At 35.2% G+C, this 17,734-nt stretch carries 19 protein-coding genes and 3 pseudogenes; 8 read left to right on the forward strand and 14 right to left on the reverse strand.

Going from position 1 to position 17,734, the window contains the following annotated elements; genetic code table 11:
- On the forward strand, positions 1-555 hold a 555-nt coding region (locus BN1068_RS17295), incomplete at its 5' end, for a superoxide dismutase (RefSeq protein ID WP_077604126.1).
- 672 nt (positions 556-1,227) lie between these two features.
- Positions 1,228-1,389: a cupin domain-containing protein gene (locus BN1068_RS23855; protein WP_217697332.1), complete on the forward strand. Its 162-nt coding sequence runs from the start codon at positions 1,228-1,230 to the stop codon at positions 1,387-1,389.
- Between the two features lie 426 nt (positions 1,390-1,815).
- On the opposite strand, the gene istB is transcribed toward BN1068_RS23855, so the two are convergent.
- Both istB and istA read right to left on the reverse strand, forming a co-directional pair.
- Positions 1,816-2,544 carry an IS21-like element helper ATPase IstB gene (gene istB, locus BN1068_RS17305; RefSeq protein ID WP_077601273.1) on the reverse strand — a complete coding sequence of 243 codons (729 nt, stop codon included), beginning with the start codon at positions 2,542-2,544 and terminating at the stop codon, positions 1,816-1,818.
- A 1-nt stretch (position 2,545) separates the two neighbouring features.
- Positions 2,546-4,033, reverse strand: coding sequence for an IS21 family transposase (gene istA / locus BN1068_RS17310; protein ID WP_254846678.1), 1,488 nt, complete (start codon positions 4,031-4,033; stop codon positions 2,546-2,548).
- A 647-nt stretch (positions 4,034-4,680) separates the two neighbouring features.
- Between istA and BN1068_RS17315 the strand changes: the two genes are divergently transcribed.
- From BN1068_RS17315 to BN1068_RS17330, 4 genes are all read left to right on the forward strand, one after another.
- Positions 4,681-5,037, forward strand: a complete 357-nt coding sequence (locus tag BN1068_RS17315) for a hypothetical protein (RefSeq protein ID WP_077604127.1) — start codon at positions 4,681-4,683, stop codon at positions 5,035-5,037.
- A gap of 280 nt (positions 5,038-5,317) precedes the next feature.
- A complete protein-coding gene (locus tag BN1068_RS17320) occupies positions 5,318-6,205 on the forward strand; it encodes a hypothetical protein (RefSeq protein ID WP_077604128.1) in 888 nt (295 codons plus the stop codon).
- 47 nt (positions 6,206-6,252) lie between these two features.
- The gene (locus BN1068_RS17325) at positions 6,253-6,783 is read left to right on the forward strand and encodes a hypothetical protein (RefSeq protein WP_077604129.1); all 531 of its coding nucleotides are present in this window, start codon (positions 6,253-6,255) and stop codon (positions 6,781-6,783) included.
- 10 nt (positions 6,784-6,793) lie between these two features.
- Complete coding sequence (locus BN1068_RS17330; protein WP_077604130.1) at positions 6,794-7,354, forward strand: hypothetical protein; 561 nt, start codon at positions 6,794-6,796, stop codon at positions 7,352-7,354.
- Between the two features lie 139 nt (positions 7,355-7,493).
- Here BN1068_RS17330 and BN1068_RS24440 read toward each other — a convergent pair.
- The 8 genes and pseudogenes from BN1068_RS24440 to BN1068_RS23405 all read right to left on the reverse strand — a co-directional run.
- Positions 7,494-7,622, reverse strand: a pseudogene (locus tag BN1068_RS24440) (IS3 family transposase); the annotation flags it as partial.
- A gap of 107 nt (positions 7,623-7,729) precedes the next feature.
- On the reverse strand, positions 7,730-8,272 hold the full coding sequence (locus BN1068_RS17335; RefSeq protein ID WP_077604131.1) for a hypothetical protein: 543 nt from the start codon (positions 8,270-8,272) through the stop codon (positions 7,730-7,732).
- 342 nt (positions 8,273-8,614) lie between these two features.
- Positions 8,615-9,364: a MerR family transcriptional regulator gene (locus BN1068_RS17340; RefSeq protein WP_077604132.1), complete on the reverse strand. Its 750-nt coding sequence runs from the start codon at positions 9,362-9,364 to the stop codon at positions 8,615-8,617.
- A gap of 361 nt (positions 9,365-9,725) precedes the next feature.
- On the reverse strand, positions 9,726-10,733 hold the full coding sequence (locus BN1068_RS17345) for a phosphotransferase (RefSeq protein WP_084788516.1): 1,008 nt from the start codon (positions 10,731-10,733) through the stop codon (positions 9,726-9,728).
- A gap of 40 nt (positions 10,734-10,773) precedes the next feature.
- Positions 10,774-11,022 carry a DUF2798 domain-containing protein gene (locus BN1068_RS17350; RefSeq protein WP_077604134.1) on the reverse strand — a complete coding sequence of 83 codons (249 nt, stop codon included), beginning with the start codon at positions 11,020-11,022 and terminating at the stop codon, positions 10,774-10,776.
- A 55-nt stretch (positions 11,023-11,077) separates the two neighbouring features.
- Complete coding sequence (locus BN1068_RS17355; protein ID WP_077604135.1) at positions 11,078-11,314, reverse strand: helix-turn-helix domain-containing protein; 237 nt, start codon at positions 11,312-11,314, stop codon at positions 11,078-11,080.
- A 119-nt stretch (positions 11,315-11,433) separates the two neighbouring features.
- Positions 11,434-12,684, reverse strand: coding sequence for a CynX/NimT family MFS transporter (locus tag BN1068_RS23400; protein WP_139344876.1), 1,251 nt, complete (start codon positions 12,682-12,684; stop codon positions 11,434-11,436).
- Positions 12,685-12,693: 9 nt separating this feature from the next.
- On the reverse strand, positions 12,694-13,383 hold the full coding sequence (locus BN1068_RS23405; protein ID WP_139344877.1) for a FadR/GntR family transcriptional regulator: 690 nt from the start codon (positions 13,381-13,383) through the stop codon (positions 12,694-12,696).
- A gap of 243 nt (positions 13,384-13,626) precedes the next feature.
- Between BN1068_RS23405 and BN1068_RS17365 the strand changes: the two genes are divergently transcribed.
- Positions 13,627-14,166 (forward strand): methylated-DNA--[protein]-cysteine S-methyltransferase, encoded by a 540-nt coding sequence (locus BN1068_RS17365; RefSeq protein WP_077604136.1) that lies wholly within the window; start codon positions 13,627-13,629, stop codon positions 14,164-14,166.
- Between the two features lie 192 nt (positions 14,167-14,358).
- On the opposite strand, the pseudogene BN1068_RS17370 reads toward BN1068_RS17365, so the two are convergent.
- The 3 genes and pseudogenes from BN1068_RS17370 to BN1068_RS24335 all read right to left on the reverse strand — a co-directional run.
- A pseudogene (locus tag BN1068_RS17370) lies at positions 14,359-14,649 on the reverse strand (dihydrofolate reductase family protein); the annotation flags it as partial.
- Positions 14,650-14,860: 211 nt separating this feature from the next.
- A complete protein-coding gene (arr, locus tag BN1068_RS24055; RefSeq protein ID WP_254846866.1) occupies positions 14,861-15,274 on the reverse strand; it encodes an NAD(+)--rifampin ADP-ribosyltransferase in 414 nt (137 codons plus the stop codon).
- A 6-nt stretch (positions 15,275-15,280) separates the two neighbouring features.
- A pseudogene (locus BN1068_RS24335) lies at positions 15,281-15,610 on the reverse strand (NAD(+)--rifampin ADP-ribosyltransferase); the annotation flags it as partial.
- Between the two features lie 516 nt (positions 15,611-16,126).
- On the opposite strand from BN1068_RS24335, the gene BN1068_RS17380 reads away from it, so the two are divergent.
- Positions 16,127-16,711 carry an N-acetylmuramoyl-L-alanine amidase family protein gene (locus tag BN1068_RS17380; RefSeq protein ID WP_077604138.1) on the forward strand — a complete coding sequence of 195 codons (585 nt, stop codon included), beginning with the start codon at positions 16,127-16,129 and terminating at the stop codon, positions 16,709-16,711.
- 510 nt (positions 16,712-17,221) lie between these two features.
- Here BN1068_RS17380 and BN1068_RS17390 read toward each other — a convergent pair.
- Complete coding sequence (locus BN1068_RS17390; protein ID WP_077604139.1) at positions 17,222-17,419, reverse strand: cold-shock protein; 198 nt, start codon at positions 17,417-17,419, stop codon at positions 17,222-17,224.
- Positions 17,420-17,734: the final 315 nt, after the last annotated feature.

Raw genomic sequence — 17,734 nt, forward strand, 5'->3', positions numbered from 1 at the left:
ATCGATAAAGAAACAATGAATATCCATCATACGAAGCATCATAACACCTACGTTACAAAATTAAATGATGCACTGGAAGGGCATGAAGATCTGCAAAATAAATCCGTAGAAGAGCTTGTAACTGATTTGAATTCCGTACCTGAAAGCATTCGTACTGCAGTACGCAATAATGGCGGCGGACATGCGAACCACAGCTTTTTCTGGAAGACATTGTCACCAAATGGCGGCGGAGAACCGGCAGGAGAACTGGCTGATAAAATCAACAGCAAATTCGGTTCTTTAGACAAATTTAAAGAAGAATTTGCAGCTGCAGCAGCGGGACGCTTTGGTTCTGGCTGGGCATGGCTGGTATTAAACAATGGCGAGCTTGAAATTACAAGCACACCGAACCAGGATTCACCATTAACAGAAGGTAAAACACCATTATTAGGACTGGATGTATGGGAGCATGCATACTATCTTAAATATCAAAATAAACGCCCTGAATACATTTCAGCATTCTGGAATGTAGTAAACTGGGATCAGGTAGCTAACAATTACGAAGCTGCGAAATAACTAAAAAACAGGCTGAGGCAAAAAAGAAAATATGTAAGCTCTGAAGCCGAAAAATATGTAAATAGAATGAAATAGATACAGGCCTGCTTCTTCAGGAAAGCTCCATTTTTTTCGATGGACAGGCAATCGCAGCTGGTTTCATTTTGGGGGAGCAATTACAATTCCAGCAGAGGGACATTTCAGGAAAAAGCAAATTTCTTTTTTCTGAAGTGTTCCTAACACCCCCTGCATAGAACCAGATTCCATCCTGACACAGCGTCTTCAATAATCGTTAAGAAATCCATATAATCCATAAGGGTATGCATACAACTCCTTTTATAAAGTTTATTGCCTGACATTCTAAATCTATGACTGCACACTGTCCCTATACATATCCTCTTAACCTCATGCAAAAAAATTATGATATTCAACTGAAAATCATTAAAAACAAATCTTTTTCGTAAATTTTGTGAAATATTGAACAAAGTTATTACAAAAATAAACAATTAGTATATTATAAAAGTATAGATTATGAATTATTTCACAATATGAAAATTCACAATCAAATAAATTACTTCCTGAACAGGAAAAAAAAGTAACTTTCTATGAAACACCAAATACTTCAGGTTCCCTTTGGTGCTTAGAACCCGGGCAAGAGGTGTTCAAGCACTCCCATTCTGATGGAGATGACCTTTGGATTTGTCTCCAGGGAACGGAGAAGAAGTGGAAATCGAAAAAGGAGATATGATTATTTCCAAACCTGCCCAGCACCATGGAATGAAGAATACAGGCGATGAAAGATTTATCTTTGTCGGTGTGGCGGGACCAATGCCGATAGATGTCATCCGTCATTAAGCGTTTAATCAATTGACATAAACCCTCGATCCAGATGGATGGAGGGTTTTGTTTGTCTAAAAATACTTCCGCTTTTCAAACAGTAAGATTGACATATCGTAAAATATCGATATAAAGAAATCCATGGAACCAATTGATGTATTTAAGGCTGCTCTGCTTCAACGATACTCCTCAAATTGATAATAGGGTTATTTATATAGTAACAAGCATAGAGATGAAAAAATACTTACAGTTGATGTAAGAAAAGGTTGTTAAATGGAGATGATAATGTTGCTTCCAGGAAATAACAATACCCTTCTCCTCAGCCTAAATAAAAAGCAGATCTCACACTAATGAACAGTTCCATAATGCTGATATTGTGTTTTGCAACTTAAAAGGTTACAAGATTGCAATGAAAAGGTTAGAACTTTGCCAGCCCGTATTTTATTATGATTGATGATTGGAAAGCGCATGTGTGACGCGATAACTATCCCCAGTAAAGCTCAAAATGTGCGCGTGGTGAATAACTCGATCTACTAATGCAGCTGTTAAACGCGCATCTGTAAATATTCTATTCCATTGACTAAATTCTAAATTGGATGTAATCACGAGGCTAGACCTCTCATACCAATCAGATATCAATTGGAATAATAATTCAGCGCCTTCCTTACTAAATGGAACATATCCCATCTCGTCTAAAATAATCATCTCTACTTTATTAAACCTATTGCGTAAGGCTTGAAAGCGTCCTTCTCTCCAAGACTTTTCAAGTAGTTCTACCAAATCGGCCACTCGATAGAAACGGACTTCATATCCAGATCTACATGCCTTTCGACCAAGCGCTGTAACCAGATGAGACTTCCCAGTCCCAGGCGCACCTGTTAAAATTAAATTCTCTTTTTTATCGATAAAATATAATGATTCGAGACTTTCTCTATCCAATTGTGGAGGGAGACGAATATGTTCACTCCACCGGTAATCCTTTAGTTCTTTTTCATTCATGAATTTCGCCTTTTTGATCAAACGCTCTCCTTTAGCTACCTCTCTATGTTCTAATTCTTGTTGTAATAAAGCCGAGATATACTGCTCAGGATTCTCGAAGGGAATCTGCTCGTATATGTCTGCGACATATGCTAAACGCAACGATTTGCATTTCTCTCTAATCAAATTAGACATTCTATACTTCCTCTCCTGTCAACGAATGGTTGAAGGGTTGAAGAGAGTCGTAGATACTCCAATTTATATCATACGGATGTGCAACCGAAGCATGTAATGATTCATTTCTATTTTCTTTATCATCCACTGGTAACAATTCATAGAAACGCTCATCTATTTCTTGCATACTGTATTTTATTATGAAGCTCTGTAACCAATCGACACGTTCTTTTCTGAGTTCCATTGATTCACTATTCAAATAATGCGCGATTCTTCCTGGAAGATATGGGAAGTATCTAGAATAGGTAATTGATCTTGGTTTCCTCATCCAATTTTTCAAAATGAATTGCCATGGAATTTCCCTAGACCGATTCATATATTGTCTAGGTCCCTTATAAAGTACCTCTCCTTGTGGAGAAATCACTTTAAAGTCATCCCAGTACTTAATTACATACAATTGTGTATAGTGATAACTATTCGGTATGTGGATTTCCTGTCCATCAATTTTTACCTCACCATATTTATTAGCTGAAGTCAGTGTTTTATTAAATACTGGATACTCTTTCTCAGGTAATGCGAGACCATATTTCTTTTCTTCCTCTATTAGATCCGCGATACAAATTCCTTTTTTATAATGCACCCTTAAATGATCATCCTGACAATGTTTGAGCAATAACGCACGTAAGTGTGTCAGATCCTGAACAACGGGTGATGGCGTAAAGAAATTATATCGAACATAACCAACCTTATTTTCTACATGCCCTTTTTCATTTCCTTTTCTTGGATTACAGGCTACCGGCTCAAATCCATAGTGATTGGCAAACCGTTGAAAACCCTCATTGAAAATGGTTTCCTGATTATGAACTCTAGCTTTTACAACGGCAGCTGATAGATTATCTAACCACAGTGTCCTTGGAACAAAGCCAGCTTGTTCAAAAAGTATTTTAATACCTTCCAAAAAGCATTCTTGATTTTCTGCCGGTAAGGGTGCTACAAATCCACCATTACTAAAGGGGAAACTCAAGACCAAGCAATGCGTATCTTTTACTTTCCCTTCATGTACGACTTCTGTAACTCCAAAATCTATCTGGGCTTCCGCCGGAGGATGTGTTAACCTATCATATTCCTCTTTTACTGTGTCAGTTTCATCTAACATTTTATCTTTCCATTCAGCGATATAGTTACAAACGGTTCGATAAGAACCCGGGAACTTTAATCGCTGTAATTCTTCAAATATATTTTTATTATTCCTTCGCAATTTCTTTTTAAGTGCTTGGTCCTCCATTAGCCAATCAGAAACAATTTCTCCCCACTCTTCTTCATACATCATACCTTTTTTTATGGGTGTTTTTTCCTCGGGTAATTGATCTTCATCCGCATATTTCTTAACGGTTTTCCAAGCAAAACCTGTTCTTTTTACTATTTCATTAATTGATAGTGATTTATTATTACGTAAATTTTTGATATGATTAACTTCGGGCATTGCTAGCATCCTTTCACTTACCTCCACCATTAATTTGTTTAGTCGCTATTAACGGTAGAGTATTTTGTTAGGGCTGGCAAGCCTTTTTTTATTTGTGCAACCTTCTAACATTTTGGTTGCAATACTCTGTACTTTTATTATGCATTAAACATATATAACAGTATAAAAAACGTTTTGAGAAATATACAGATAAATTCTAAGTGTATTGAATACATCGCAATCTATTAATATCAACGTTTCGGGGGTTGTTATATGGATAAAAATGTATGAAAAAGGATTGAAATTGATATTACTTGAACCAAATTTGAAACAGCATGATAGATGTTAGTTGAATACATTTTGTTAACATGTTTGATTGCTTTATAAAAAGTAAGATTCTGGACGGTGCAGTAAGATACTTTCAAATAAAAAAAGACACTTCTGTCGTGGAAGTTTATTGAGATAAGGGTGAAACCTTATCTTATCTTATTTTCAATTGAATTGTTCCTTCCCCCTATTCTTTAAGTTTATTAGTTTATTATTGCTTTTGAAAAAATTTTTTGAATATTTTTAATGTAGGGGTTGTTTTAGTTGTTATTTATGGTAGAATTGGTTCTAAATTGGAAAGAGGAGGGTATTATAGTATATTTTAAAGTCATTTAATGTAATAAAATTGATTGTTAAGGTGGGACACTATGAAAAAAATAATTTTAGTAATAAGTATTTTACTTGTTATAGTAATCTTTTTACTATTTTATAGTGTGAAAAAGGAATATACCGGTCTAATTGAAATTTTAGAGGTACAAAATAATGACACCGACTATTTTCTTACTTTTCAAATCATTGATTGGGAAGAAACAATTACTGTAGAAATTGATAGTAATTTTGTATTTATTGATGAAAATTCCAATCGTGTATCTTTTAATAGAGGATGGGATTCTATTAAAGTGAACGAATATTACCACGCAGATGTTATTAAGGAAAATGGTTTGAAAAGTTTAAACGGTGAGAAATATACCTTGGAAAAAATGTACCTATTAGAAAACAATTGAAAGGGGATACAAATGAAAAAATCATTATTATCTATAGTAATTTTTGTAAGTTCAATTATATTTTTGTTTTTTACTCATAATGCTTCTAGTGTTTATGCAGCCTCTTGATTTTGATTGATCTCTTCATTTGAAATAATGATACAATCAAAAATTGTCGTATTATGTAATGTTATTTACATAATATTGATAATAAAAAAATTATAATATACTTTATAACCATATTATGAAATTATGGGAAAAGGAGGCAGTAAAAATAAACCGATATTTGGAGTGAATCATTATGAGGACTTTTTTTACGGCAATAATTATCATGCTATCTATTACTTTAATTGGAACAGGTTCGGTGCTAGCAGAAGATTCAAAAAATGAAAGCGAGTTCATGGGTGTTGTTTATGAAGAAAAAATATTTCCACTAGACTCAAAAAATCAATTAGATGCGAAACTAGAAATTAATGAGCTAGAAACAAAGACTGATGGCTTAGATGTTGAGTTAACTTTGAGTTACGGTGGAAACAAATTTAATTTAAACACCAGTGGAAAGGTATACCCTTCAAGTAATACATACACAGGCGGTTATCTAGTTGATTTAAATGAGACAGAGAATTATATGGTTTTATCTTTTAAGGTAGAAGAAGAAGCTAAAGAAGCTTTACTATTACCAATTAATTATGATTTAGCAAATAAAACAGTAGTAAAGATTGCTATACTTGATAAAAACACAAACGATTTAATATACTTTGAAGATATGTTATCGAATTCTCAACAAATCGATGACGTAAAAGAAGTAAGTCAAGAACTGACATCGGAAAACTTTGATGATCAAGAAACTTTAAACGAACAAGAGGAAAAGAATCACTATATGGAATCATGGTTTATTCCGTTTCTAGAGCCTGTAGGAGAAAAGAATATAACAGAAGAAGAGGCGAGGCAGGCTGAATCTCTTGTTTTAGCAGATGATGGTAGTAATATTCCTCCATTAATTCCTTCTGGCTTCTTTCAAATCGAAGGGGAGCAATTATCGACCTATAGAGATGCTGGTGGTTATTATATAGTAACGAATGAATATCCGGCTGGTTCAAATAATATGCTCTCCAATGGTCTTGGGTGCATAATGCTCCAGATCCATTTGGGAGTAACGATAATAAAGAAATTTTTTCAACATCATTAGAATTAACACATCAAGGGCAATTTATATATCATTCGGATACCCGTAAGTTGACAACATTCGATGTTTCACCTGATTATCGGATTAAAAATCCTACTGTAAGTACCGGTGTTATGGACAAAAATACAGAAATTTTTTCTGAAGTGACAAGGAACGCAGATTTTACCGATAGAGATGTAAATTTTAATTTAAAAGGACTTATTGGATTAACACCAATTGGTGAACAGTTCTTCTTTAAAATGCTCAGTCTTATAGATTTTGTAGAAGATAAGCAAACCTCTGGTACAGTGATTCTCCATGATAGTATAGCTAATCAGGAGGCAATATGGGGAGAAGCTGTTAGAGCATACGGCTATCAATTGGAAGATGAATTCTTTATTGACACGGGAGACAAATTAGCCTTTTCAACTGTTGTACAGATACCGACTAATAAGGGCGTAGAGCGTATTCCAGGTGAAAGAGAAATAGAATATAATTTTAAATTTGAAATTTATAAAAAGAGTTTTTGGGGCATTGGTTATACTGATTTAGTAAGAGAAGTAGATAAATCTTTTTATCAAAGTTATGAAGTAATGGAGTAGGTAGAAGCAAATGACAATCAACAGGTATTTAATGGCTTTATCTATCGTATTATCCGTCGTGTGCGCTGTATTAGGATGGCAGTACTATCAGGAATATAAAGAAATTCAACGACTTATGACAAATACTCAGGACAGAATTTACGGAGAGATTGTTTCATTAAAGCGTACTATAGAGCCTTTAGTTGAATTAGACGAATACTCTAGTAGTGCTGGAGATGTATGGGCAGATATGCAAGCTTCTGCAGAAAAAATTGTGCAAACTACGGAAATTCGTGCATCGATCAATCGTTCTTTAGAGGAAAAAACTGCTCTTAGCAATATGCATTCTACTTTCACAAATTTTCTATATTTTATCAGACATACTCGTCATGCTTTATCATCGGACTACACTTATGAAGTAGGCTCCTGTGACAATGTAAAGATAATAACCGATGAGGATATCAATAAAAGATTATCCGAGTATAATCAGTTGTTGGATTATTTTGATCCTGTGGAAGATTCATATACGGAATTAGTGAACAACTGGGATACACAACAATCCTATCAGGTCAATAGCTGTGGTAATTGGTAAAGTAAATATAGTTTTAAGGGGTGTTTCTATAAAGACCACATAAAATAAGATATCCTATATTTAATATTTAGTCCTTATCTGTTTTTAATTTGTATTAATTTAGATAAGGACTAAATAATTTTTGTGCTTACAGCATAAATCTATTTTGGATAGTTGAATGAAAGATTAATTCTTTCTTGATTATACTGTGAAATAATTCAATATATGCACTACCATAACAGTCATCTTTCCGGCTCACGCTTGTGATGATGAAATGAAGTTTTCTTAAAAAACTCTTGATGGTCCTTAACTGCGTATTACCCCCTATTTAGTTGATTCGAATACTGGGTGTTGATGTTTTGAGTTCGTTGTCTCTTTATATTTCTTCATCATTTTCTAATCAATCGGCCTTTTTCTTGGCCAAATAAAGTATGAAACAGAAATAATAAAGTCAATACCTAACACAAATGTCCATATTTGTAAGACCCTAAGTAATGCTTCTGTTCGAGATGGATCATTGATTAAGAAAATGACTCCTGCTAAAATACCAGCACCAATCAAATAAGATAAAACGTGTTTTCCCCATCCCTTTAAATAATGCTTTGAATATTCGATTCCATACAGTTTAATTGGTTTTGGACCTTCTTTTATCACGTAGTAGCGAAATCTCTCATCAGCCCATTTAATCATACTTTTTCCAAATACAATCGAAACGCCTATATAAACTGCCGCAATCGCATGTGCAGCTGTTGCTGTGGCTCCTCGATATAAATCGGCAGCCGTAATAATTAATAAAATGAAATCAATTACTGGTGTTAAGGCTAAGAAAAATAACCCAAGCTTATTTTTCTTGAGGACATATCTTGTAAATAAACCTAAAATAATCACTATCCAAAATCCTATTTCACAAGCAACAATCATCCAAGCAATAAAATTCAAAAAGACACCCCAATTCTAATCCATTTATATTATGAAACACTTTGATAATATTCGTTTTCCGCAAAATTCATCCTTCGCTGAATTTCATTTATGTTCTATCTGATTGTGATGTTACCTGTTATTGTTTCAACATCCATCTCAAAACTTCCTTTACTTGCAGTGCCCGCTATCTCTTCTTCATCTTGTGATTCATCAGATGAAATAGGGATATTGATCATTTCATTCCCGCTTTTCGTTTCTATATCCAGGTTATTTGTTGAAAGCTGGTCTGAAAAACATCTCCTTAATTTCCATTGATAACAAGCTTTCCTGTAAATTCATCAGGGATTGTCACTTTCTCATTCAAAAATTGCTTTTCTTTTTTACATAAAATTCATATGCCTTCTCAAAAAAATCCAATGTTTCCGCATCGATAGGATAAAACCCGGCGCTCTCCGATTTTTGAGGTGACTTTCTAATATCCCATATCTTTTCTACAAATTCTTTGTTATCCCCAAATGTTTCCTGTTCTTTTTCATACATACGTTTTATGAGTCGCTGTATTTCCGGTGCCGAAATTCCTTTTGACATATGCTTTTTTAATTGTGCTATTAAGGCAATCCATTCCAGCGTTTCAGGATCGTCTCTATTTATATTTGGAAGATTTTGAAGCAATTTACTTTCTTCCTCATTAAATATTTGGTTTAAATACCCTTCTCTTTTGTCCATATTTTGTTGATATAATTGGATGAGCTTCTGCACACTAAACAAATCAATATTGCCATTCAGCATTATTTCATTTATTAACCCTCGTAATGTTCCTTCAATTTGTTCTAATCTCTCTTTTTCCTTTGAAATATAGCCCAATTGTTTCTTTAGACCCGTGAACCAATCATGATTCTCATCAGCTAACATTTCTTTGATTTCTTGCAGACTAAACCCTATTGTCTTTAAAAATTGGATTTCCTGCAGCTTTTTCATTTCTTTCTCTCCATATAATCTATGGCCGCCCTCTGTTTTATCTGCTGGGTGGAGAAGACCTATCTGATCGTAATAGCGCATCGTTCTGACTGTAATCCCTGTTTGTTTTGTTACTTCTTTAATCGAAATCAAGTATAGCCAACCCCTTGTTTTATTTTTACTATGTTCATTATACAAAATGACGTAACGTCAATTTCAAGTTTTTTTACTTAATTATTTGAATAAGCAGGATGAAATGTTTGAAATTAACAATTTTTATTATATAGGCAGGCTTTCATTTCAATTTTATTCAACACAATTAAGATACGAAAAATTTTATACGAGCAAATCGATGTAAGCGTCAAATCTTTTCTAAGAAAAAAGGAAACACAAAAAATCCTGCTAAAATTTTATCAGCTGGACTTTTTGTAGAAAACGATATTATTTCAAGTTGCCTATTCCTAAATAATACGCTCAATTCGGTTTACTACATTATAAAGTATTGGGAACCTCATTAAATCATTAACGGAAAAACCTTACGCTTAAAGTCATTTATTTCCTCAAGTTTAAATTTAAACGCAATATTGTCTGTATCATTTAGAATACTATTTAGGAAAAAGAGACAAAAATAAGATTGCCTGTATTTGGGCTGAAACTTCAGATGAAAAATAGCAAACAGGCGGGTCAGGCCTTCATCAAATTCCCCAGCAATATACCTCTTATAGCAGGAATAATTATCATGTACATCTAATTCATTCCAAATAAATTTGAAAAAATCGTAGAAGAAAACATATTTATCCGCAGTCTCCCAGTCGATATACCATAGGGTCTTCTCCCCTGCCTCATCGTTTAAAAGAATATTATCAGACCACAAATCGCCATGCAGGTCGATAAACGGCAGCTTCAGGGAAAGCAATTCCGGGGCAACTTTTTCTATTATTTTTTCAAATTGCTGAATATGAACCACATTTGAACTTGTATCGAATAAGCTATTCAACGTTTGATAGTCAACCTTTGAATGAAGCATTAGGTAATTGAAATAACTGTGATAATCATCATATATTGTTTTTAAAATGAACGCTTCATCGTTCTCTGTTTGATTTTCAAAATGAATGAATGTTTCCGTCACCATATTGTGCTTAGCATCTTGCTTGAGTAACGCAGGAATACGAAAGAAAGATGAAAAATACGTGTAGTTTGCTATTTTTCTTTGATAGCTTTCTTGGTTGGTGCAAATAACAAGTATTTCATCATCTGAAAAAATTCTGATATCGCCATTAATACAAAACCATAAAATACTTCCATTAAAATACTTACGTCCATAATCCTCCATTTCCAGTGAAGGAGAACCCTCTTCTTTTGAATTTTTAAGATTATTAACCATAGGGTGGCTGGTTTTTGCAGTATTATAAACAGTTCTAAGATCTTTATCAAAAGTATACTGTCCGTTTTCCAAGTAAGGACTCAGTTCTAGTATCTTGGCTTTTCTCGCCTGGACTACTTTATTATATTCTTTTATCATCTGCCATCTCCTCATCTTTTAAAAATATTTATATAAAATGTTATTTGTAGGACGTTTCCTTTTCTACAAAGTTAAAAATTTTCATTAACTTCCTTATAGCTTTTGGGAAATAATACGCACATGGAACTGCACAAATAAAAGCCTGCAGCCACATTGTCAGCCAAGTCCCCAAAAACGAGCTATTGTAGCCTATATTTATGGAGACAAAAACAAATGATATTATGTATGAGATACCAAGTTCCATCAAAACAGTAAAAGTAATATGCTCATATTTTTTATTTATTTTCAATTATAATCCATCCTTCTGTTAAAAAAAATAGTATTTATTTCAAACGGATATACTCTTATTCCAGCATATCCGTGTTTTTTATTTGGTCGGTCCATTCAGACATAAAGCGTATAATAGTAGTTAGCTCCGCTCCATCAAATTTATGAAGCAGTTCCTCATAACGCTCTATTACTTTTTGGTGAAGATGATGATGCATATAAGCTAATTCAGTCCCGGCATCTGTTAAAGAGTAGTATACAGATTTATAATCTTCTTTTTTCTTATTGGATTGAATGAGCCCTTTTTGAATCATTTTATTCACTTGGAAAATAAGTGATTCACAACATAAAAAAGCAGCTGCTATGCTGATTTCATAGCAACTGCTAATATATAGAACCTCCCCCGCACGAGTGAGGGTTTCTTACCATTTCATTAAACCTCTTCTATCCAATCCTTCGGTATCTGTTTATTAGATTGATCCGATATGGTTCCTTCCTTGCCAGATACAATCCCTGCTGCTAATATGACCACAGAAATGATGATTAAGAAAATAAGCGGCATGAGCCATCCATTACTCCTATCATGCAAGACACCGACAAGTACTGGACCAACCGCAGCTAAAAGATAACCAAAGGATTGTGCCATACCAGAAAGTTCGGCTGCTTCTTTCCCGTCTTTAGTCCGGATTGTAAAGAACATCATGGAGAGGCTGAAGCCGCTGCCGCCTGCAATTCCAAGCAATATTGCCCAAACAGGGACAAGTGCCATACTTCCAGACATCAAGCCGGTAAATCCAATAATAAACAAAACGGCTGTTCCAACAGCTAAACCGATCTGATTGCTCATTTTTTCGGCTATAACCGGAATAACAAAAGTAGTAGGAATAAGCGCAACCTGCATCAGGAAGACCATCCATCCTGCCCCGCCTGCGTTATAACCAACCGTTCTCAAAATGTCTGGCATCCAGGTAATCAATGTATAAAATGCAAGAGATTGCCCTCCCATAAATAAGGTCACACTCCAGGCAATCGGTGAACGCCATAAATTGGTTTTCTTGTCTTTTTCCACATTTGCTTTAGGTGATTCATCCGGATGTTTGCGAAGCTGCGGTAACCAAATGAGTAATGCGATAATTGTAATTATTCCCCAAATGTTCAATGCACCCTGCCAGCCCATATTGCCAACAGAAGAAATCGGGACGCTGAGACCAGAGCCCAAGGCACCGAATATATTCATAAAAACAGCATATACACCGGTCATGATTCCTATTTTTAAAGGAAAACTCATTTTGATAATACCTGGAATTAAAACATTTCCAATCGCAATAGCCAATCCTACGAAAATGGTACCTGTAAATAGATATCCTATTCCCGCAATGGACCGTACGATCATGCCTGTGATAAGTAATACTAACGATAAGGCAATTGTCCATTCCATCCCTATTTTATTCGCTATCCTTGGAGCAAACGGAGAAAGCAATGCAAATGCAATCAAAGGCAACGTTGTTATCATTCCAGCTGAGGCATTGCTGATGCCAAGATCCTCACGAATAAAGGTAATCAATGCTCCAACAGAGGTAATAGGCACTCTTAAGTTTGCTCCAACCAAAATAACGCCGATAAGCAATAACCATCTGGCTTTTGTGCTGTTTTGATCTGTTAATGTTCCTGCTTGTTTCGTCATCTTAATCCTCTATTCTTTCATTATCTTTATGATGCTTTCTTTTAATACTTCCATATCATTCTCTACATAGGCTGCTGCAGATTCCTTGTTCTGTTTCTGTATCGCTTTAAAAAGCTCCAGATGAATTCCCTGTTCAAATGGAAAAAGGGGTTCGATAGTCATAAAATCCTGTACAAAAGAAAATAATACCTCTGTCATATTTTCATATAAATCAATCAGCAGCTGATTATTGGAAGCTGCTACAACTGTTTTGTGAAACTGGATATCCGAAGAAATAAACTGTTCTAAATCTTTCTTTGCAGAAGCCTCTTTGCAGTTGTTAATACAGAGTTCCAAATCTATTAAATCTGATTCGGTTCTGCGTTCAGCTGCCATCTGGGCCGCTTGTTTTTCCAAGGCTAATCGTACTTCCAATGTTTCCAGCATGGTTGATTTTTTGACATGGCGTTTCAATGCGGCATCAAGCGCACTTGTTGAACGCACCATTGTTCCGCTTCCTTGTTTTGTCTCTAATAACCCAGCATGTACTAATGCCCGTACCGCTTCTCTTAATGTATTACGGCTGACATCGAATTCTTCTATTAATTCCATTTCCGGCGGAAGCTTGTCCCCCACCTTCCAATGCTTCTGTTCAATTAATTGTTCTATCTGTTCAGCAACCTGCTCTACAAGCGATTTGCGATTGGTTTTGAGAATCATTTCTTTGCCTCCAGAAAATTTGTAGGATGATTGGTACATCATACATATTATCATAACGGAATATATTTGTAAATGTCCTGTTCAATAGATTCATAACGCACAGAAGCAAGCTATGCATATGACTTTTCCTTTTGACTGCTTGTGCCTGGTAAATTCTTTTTATATTTTTGTAATGTCGGAAGCATGACGTCCTTGGCACAGTTATGCTACGATTATGTTATAAAACGGAATAGAGGGATTCAAATGTATTATAAAACAACTTATACGTCACCCTTTGGGACAATTACACTGGCTTGTGACGGTAATACTATCGTTGGTCTATGGAATGAAGGACAGAAATATTACGGTGCTAGTATTCCCGCAGAAATGAACATCAAAGATGATATCCCTGTATTTGAAGCAGCAAAAAAATGGCTGGATCAATATTTTATGGGGAAGAATCCTGCCATTTCCGAATTGCCGCTATCTCCTATTGGCGGAGAATTTCGGCAAATCGTATGGGATATTTTATGTGAAATACCATATGGCGAGGTAATCACCTATGGTGAAATTGCCAAAAAGGCAGCGGCTAAAATGAACAAGAAAACCATGTCAAGCCAAGCAGTAGGCGGCGCTGTTGGTCATAATCCCATCTCTATTATTATTCCTTGTCATAGAGTTGTAGGTACGAATGGCAGCTTGACAGGTTATGCCGGCGGGCTTGCCACAAAAGTAAAATTGCTTGAATTAGAGGGTGCTGACATGTCCCAATTGTTTATTCCTGCAAAAGGTACAGCTCTTTAATATTGTGTTTTAAGGGTATAGATAAGTAATTACCATTGATGTCTATTACGTTATATGCAAAATAACTTGATTAAAATAATAAAAGACGTGGGACTCACACTTTTGTGTAAGCACCACGTCTTTTGTTATTTAATGGGTTTGTCCCAGCCTCTTATTGAGCTATTATTCCTTAACCGTCTTTATATGACAAGGTTATCTTACCGTCTGATAAACAAGACCTAAGGCTCCAGAATTAAAGGACTTGTTTTCGATCAGCTTAAGATTGTCCTTCTCCTCGATGCCATCGAATAACGGCAATCCGCTGCCAATCAGGACGGGGGAAACCGTAATTTTATACTCATCTATTAAATTAAGCTGCATAAGGTAGTGTGCAAACCTGGGACTTCCGAGGATGACCATATCTTCTCCTGGCTGCTGTTTAAGGTTGTTGATTTCTTCCTCAATATTTTCTTTCACCAGTCTGGAATTGTTCCATTCTATTCTGTAAGACTGCCCGGCAACCTAACAATAATCACTGGTTACGCATACTACTTCACCATGTAACCTACATTCTGTATGATTACATGGTGAAATATATACACCTGGAAATATAAAGGCACGCTAAGTAATTACAAAGTTGAGTGCCTTCATTTTATGTGTAAGACCGCAGACAAACTTGCAATAGGAACTACTCCAGTCATTAGGAATACATTCTTCAGTTAATAATGTCTCCTTTGTTTTCCGCTAAATTTTTGTGCCATTTACGTCGATCTGCAGTTGTTAGTTTCGCCCACTCTATTTCTTCACCAACGATTTTTAAAGGAGATTTCGAGCGGTAAGAACGTGTTAAGTTTCCAGGAAATTTTTTATCAGTAACATTTGGGTCGTTTTCAAATTCACCTGTTGGTTCAATGATATAAACGCGCTCTCTTCCTTCTCCTTTTGCTAATGCTGCTGCAAGTCCTGCGCCATTGGCGTTAGCAGTAAAATAAATGTGGTTCATTTTAAGCTCAGGTTCGTAATTTGAATTTCCACCCGCTGTCAGTAAATCACCGGCTTGCAAATCTGCCTTTGTCCCGTGATAGAATGGCCCTTCATCAGAAGGTGCACCCTTATAAGAATTTGACAATTCAAAATTTCTTTTTGCGTTATCAGAATCACCTAATTCCTCATAATATTGGGCAATATTTAGGTATAACGTCGCGTATGCACTTTTAACATTTTCATCATTTATTTCCTGGGCATACTTTAAAGAGGCTTCCATCCATTTCAATTTATCTGCAATCTCTTTTTGCAGACGTGCTAAATGATATGCTGCAAGGAATCTTTCATAGTCATCCGTTGCTTCGTGCCATGCTTTATGAAACATCGTAATTGCCTCTTCAATGCTTCCGCTATCTTCCAGACTCATCCCACGCATACAAAGTTTAATAACGGCATTATTTGGATCAAATTTCATATTCATCTAATCTTACCTCCAAATTAATGAAACAGATTTTTTCAAGCCTAATCATAAGTTTCGTTTCTGCACTAATGCCAGTATAGTTCTTTCATCTTCACAAGACAAAAATGAACAACTATTCTTTTACTGACAAAAAGCAAAATAGCTTATTGGATACAATAAAAATCAAATTTTTGCACTTCATTTTTATCATTAAAATCAAGAAAAATTGCATGGTAAGTTTAAAAATGCTTAAACGTGCAATTTTTTCCAGTATAGCTTGTTGCCCCTATTCTAATAAGCTTGCTATCTAACAGGGAAAAACTTAAATTACAATTATTCCTATTTTACAAACTTTCAACCATACGGAAATATATATTCTATCAACATATCGACCTATCGACAAATTTTTCTATAGAATCTAAAATGGGTGAATAACTATTTAGAAGGAGGAGTAGTATTATCTTTTCAAAACAAGGAAAACCAGAATTAAAAAAGTTTCTGTTTATTTCTATCATTTTGGGAATCGCCTTAACAGGTATGACTATCCCTCATGATTCAGCAGAAGCAGCAGACACACGCATTTATATTGATCCAGGACATGGCGGATCTGACCCTGGAGCATCAGCGAACGGGTTACAGGAAAAGGATGTAACGTTAGATATCGCATTGAAAACAAGAGACATTTTAAATGAACAGTATAGCGGTCACACGATTAAGCTTTCGCGAACGTCCGATATTACCAAGTCATTAGATGCGAGAACAAATGAAGCAAATAATTGGGGAGCTAACTTTTTTGTTTCCATACATATCAATGCAGGCGGGGCTACAGGCTATGAATCTTATACATGGAACGGAAGCTATGATAATAAAGAAAGAACCAACGCCATAAGAAGGACAATCCATAATGAAACAGTGGAACAAACAGGGTTTACGGATCGCGGCGCAAAACAAGCCAATTTACATGTCTTACGTGAATCAAGTGCACCGGCCGTCTTAACAGAAAATGGATTTATTGATAATGCAGCAGATGCGAACAAGCTAAAAAGCGATGCCTTTATAGAAGAAATAGCACAAGCGCATGCGGATGGAATAGCTAAAGCACTTGGGTTGCCTGCTAAGTAACTTTTGTTCGTTTTCGATATCCAAACCAAGGCTAGAGCAAATGGAAAAAATTCAAAATGTTTGATAAAAATCGTACTGCTATCTACTAATGAATATAGCGGTACGATTTTTTGCTGTTTTTCGATCTATTGGGCACGAGTTAGTTCATACTCTGAAGCAGATGAATTCGAAGGTACAGCCGGCCAGTAACTGTGCATCATCTGATAAGTCCCACGTTTCAAATAACAGGGCCGGCAGTACTCAGAATTTCTTTCGTTTGATTTTTTCCAAATCAGAATCGCAGAAAACCCAGCCTATGCCCATTTCACCATTTGGACCTTCTGTAAAACCGTCTGCGATGTGTGCAAAAATAGAACAAGTCAGCTCATTTTCTGTTCTCCTTTGTTCATATGGAATATTTATATTAACTATTTTAACTTATTTCAGCTCAAATTATTTTCTATTTATATTATACGACAAAAAATAAAAAGCCTTTCTGTGACAGAAAGACTTTTTATCAATTATAAATTATTATTTAACAACGTTAGCTGCTTGTGGTCCACGATTACCTTCTTCGATGTCGAAAGTAACTGTTTGACCTTCTTCTAAAGATTTGAAACCTTCGCCTTGAATTGCTGAGAAGTGTACGAATACGTCGTCTCCACCTTCAACCTCGATAAATCCAAAACCTTTATCTGCGTTAAACCATTTTACTGAACCTGTGTTCATATGAAATTCCTCCATTGTGCACAATGTACACGTTTATTACTTTGGTTGTTCTGATAATAATTCAAGACGATGATATAAATTGTGATGTTATGACATAAATCCTGTATTGCTAGCACGAACAATTAAGTTATTTATAGTATAACACATGTCACTCAAAAAAGATACCGTCTTCTTTATATATTTAAAAGACGGTCTTCTTGTTCTATTAATGGATTCTTTTTAGTTGAATAAAAAACATAATCATAAATGCAATGTATACTCATTTGTTAAATTTTTCTCGTCATAGTTTAACAATTGATACACAAAATAATTTAT

It is taken from the genome of Oceanobacillus sojae, from assembly GCF_900162665.1.
Lineage (GTDB): Bacteria > Bacillota > Bacilli > Bacillales > Amphibacillaceae > Oceanobacillus > Oceanobacillus sojae_A.

What these genes read in the sequence shown, in the direction of transcription:
- istB (WP_077601273.1), bottom strand. Translation starts at nt 2,544, where the DNA reads ATGTCTAATTTGATTAGAGAGAAATGCAAATCGTTGCGTTTAGCATAT.
- BN1068_RS17315 (WP_077604127.1), top strand. Translation starts at nt 4,681, where the DNA reads ATGAAAAAAATAATTTTAGTAATAAGTATTTTACTTGTTATAGTAATC.
- BN1068_RS17320 (WP_077604128.1), top strand. Translation starts at nt 5,318, where the DNA reads ATGAGGACTTTTTTTACGGCAATAATTATCATGCTATCTATTACTTTA.
- BN1068_RS17330 (WP_077604130.1), top strand. Translation starts at nt 6,794, where the DNA reads ATGACAATCAACAGGTATTTAATGGCTTTATCTATCGTATTATCCGTC.
- BN1068_RS17345 (WP_084788516.1), bottom strand. Translation starts at nt 10,733, where the DNA reads ATGATAAAAGAATATAATAAAGTAGTCCAGGCGAGAAAAGCCAAGATA.
- BN1068_RS17355 (WP_077604135.1), bottom strand. Translation starts at nt 11,314, where the DNA reads ATGATTCAAAAAGGGCTCATTCAATCCAATAAGAAAAAAGAAGATTAT.
- BN1068_RS23400 (WP_139344876.1), bottom strand. Translation starts at nt 12,684, where the DNA reads ATGACGAAACAAGCAGGAACATTAACAGATCAAAACAGCACAAAAGCC.
- BN1068_RS23405 (WP_139344877.1), bottom strand. Translation starts at nt 13,383, where the DNA reads ATGATTCTCAAAACCAATCGCAAATCGCTTGTAGAGCAGGTTGCTGAA.
- BN1068_RS17365 (WP_077604136.1), top strand. Translation starts at nt 13,627, where the DNA reads ATGTATTATAAAACAACTTATACGTCACCCTTTGGGACAATTACACTG.
- BN1068_RS17380 (WP_077604138.1), top strand. Translation starts at nt 16,127, where the DNA reads ATGACTATCCCTCATGATTCAGCAGAAGCAGCAGACACACGCATTTAT.
- BN1068_RS17390 (WP_077604139.1), bottom strand. Translation starts at nt 17,419, where the DNA reads ATGAACACAGGTTCAGTAAAATGGTTTAACGCAGATAAAGGTTTTGGA.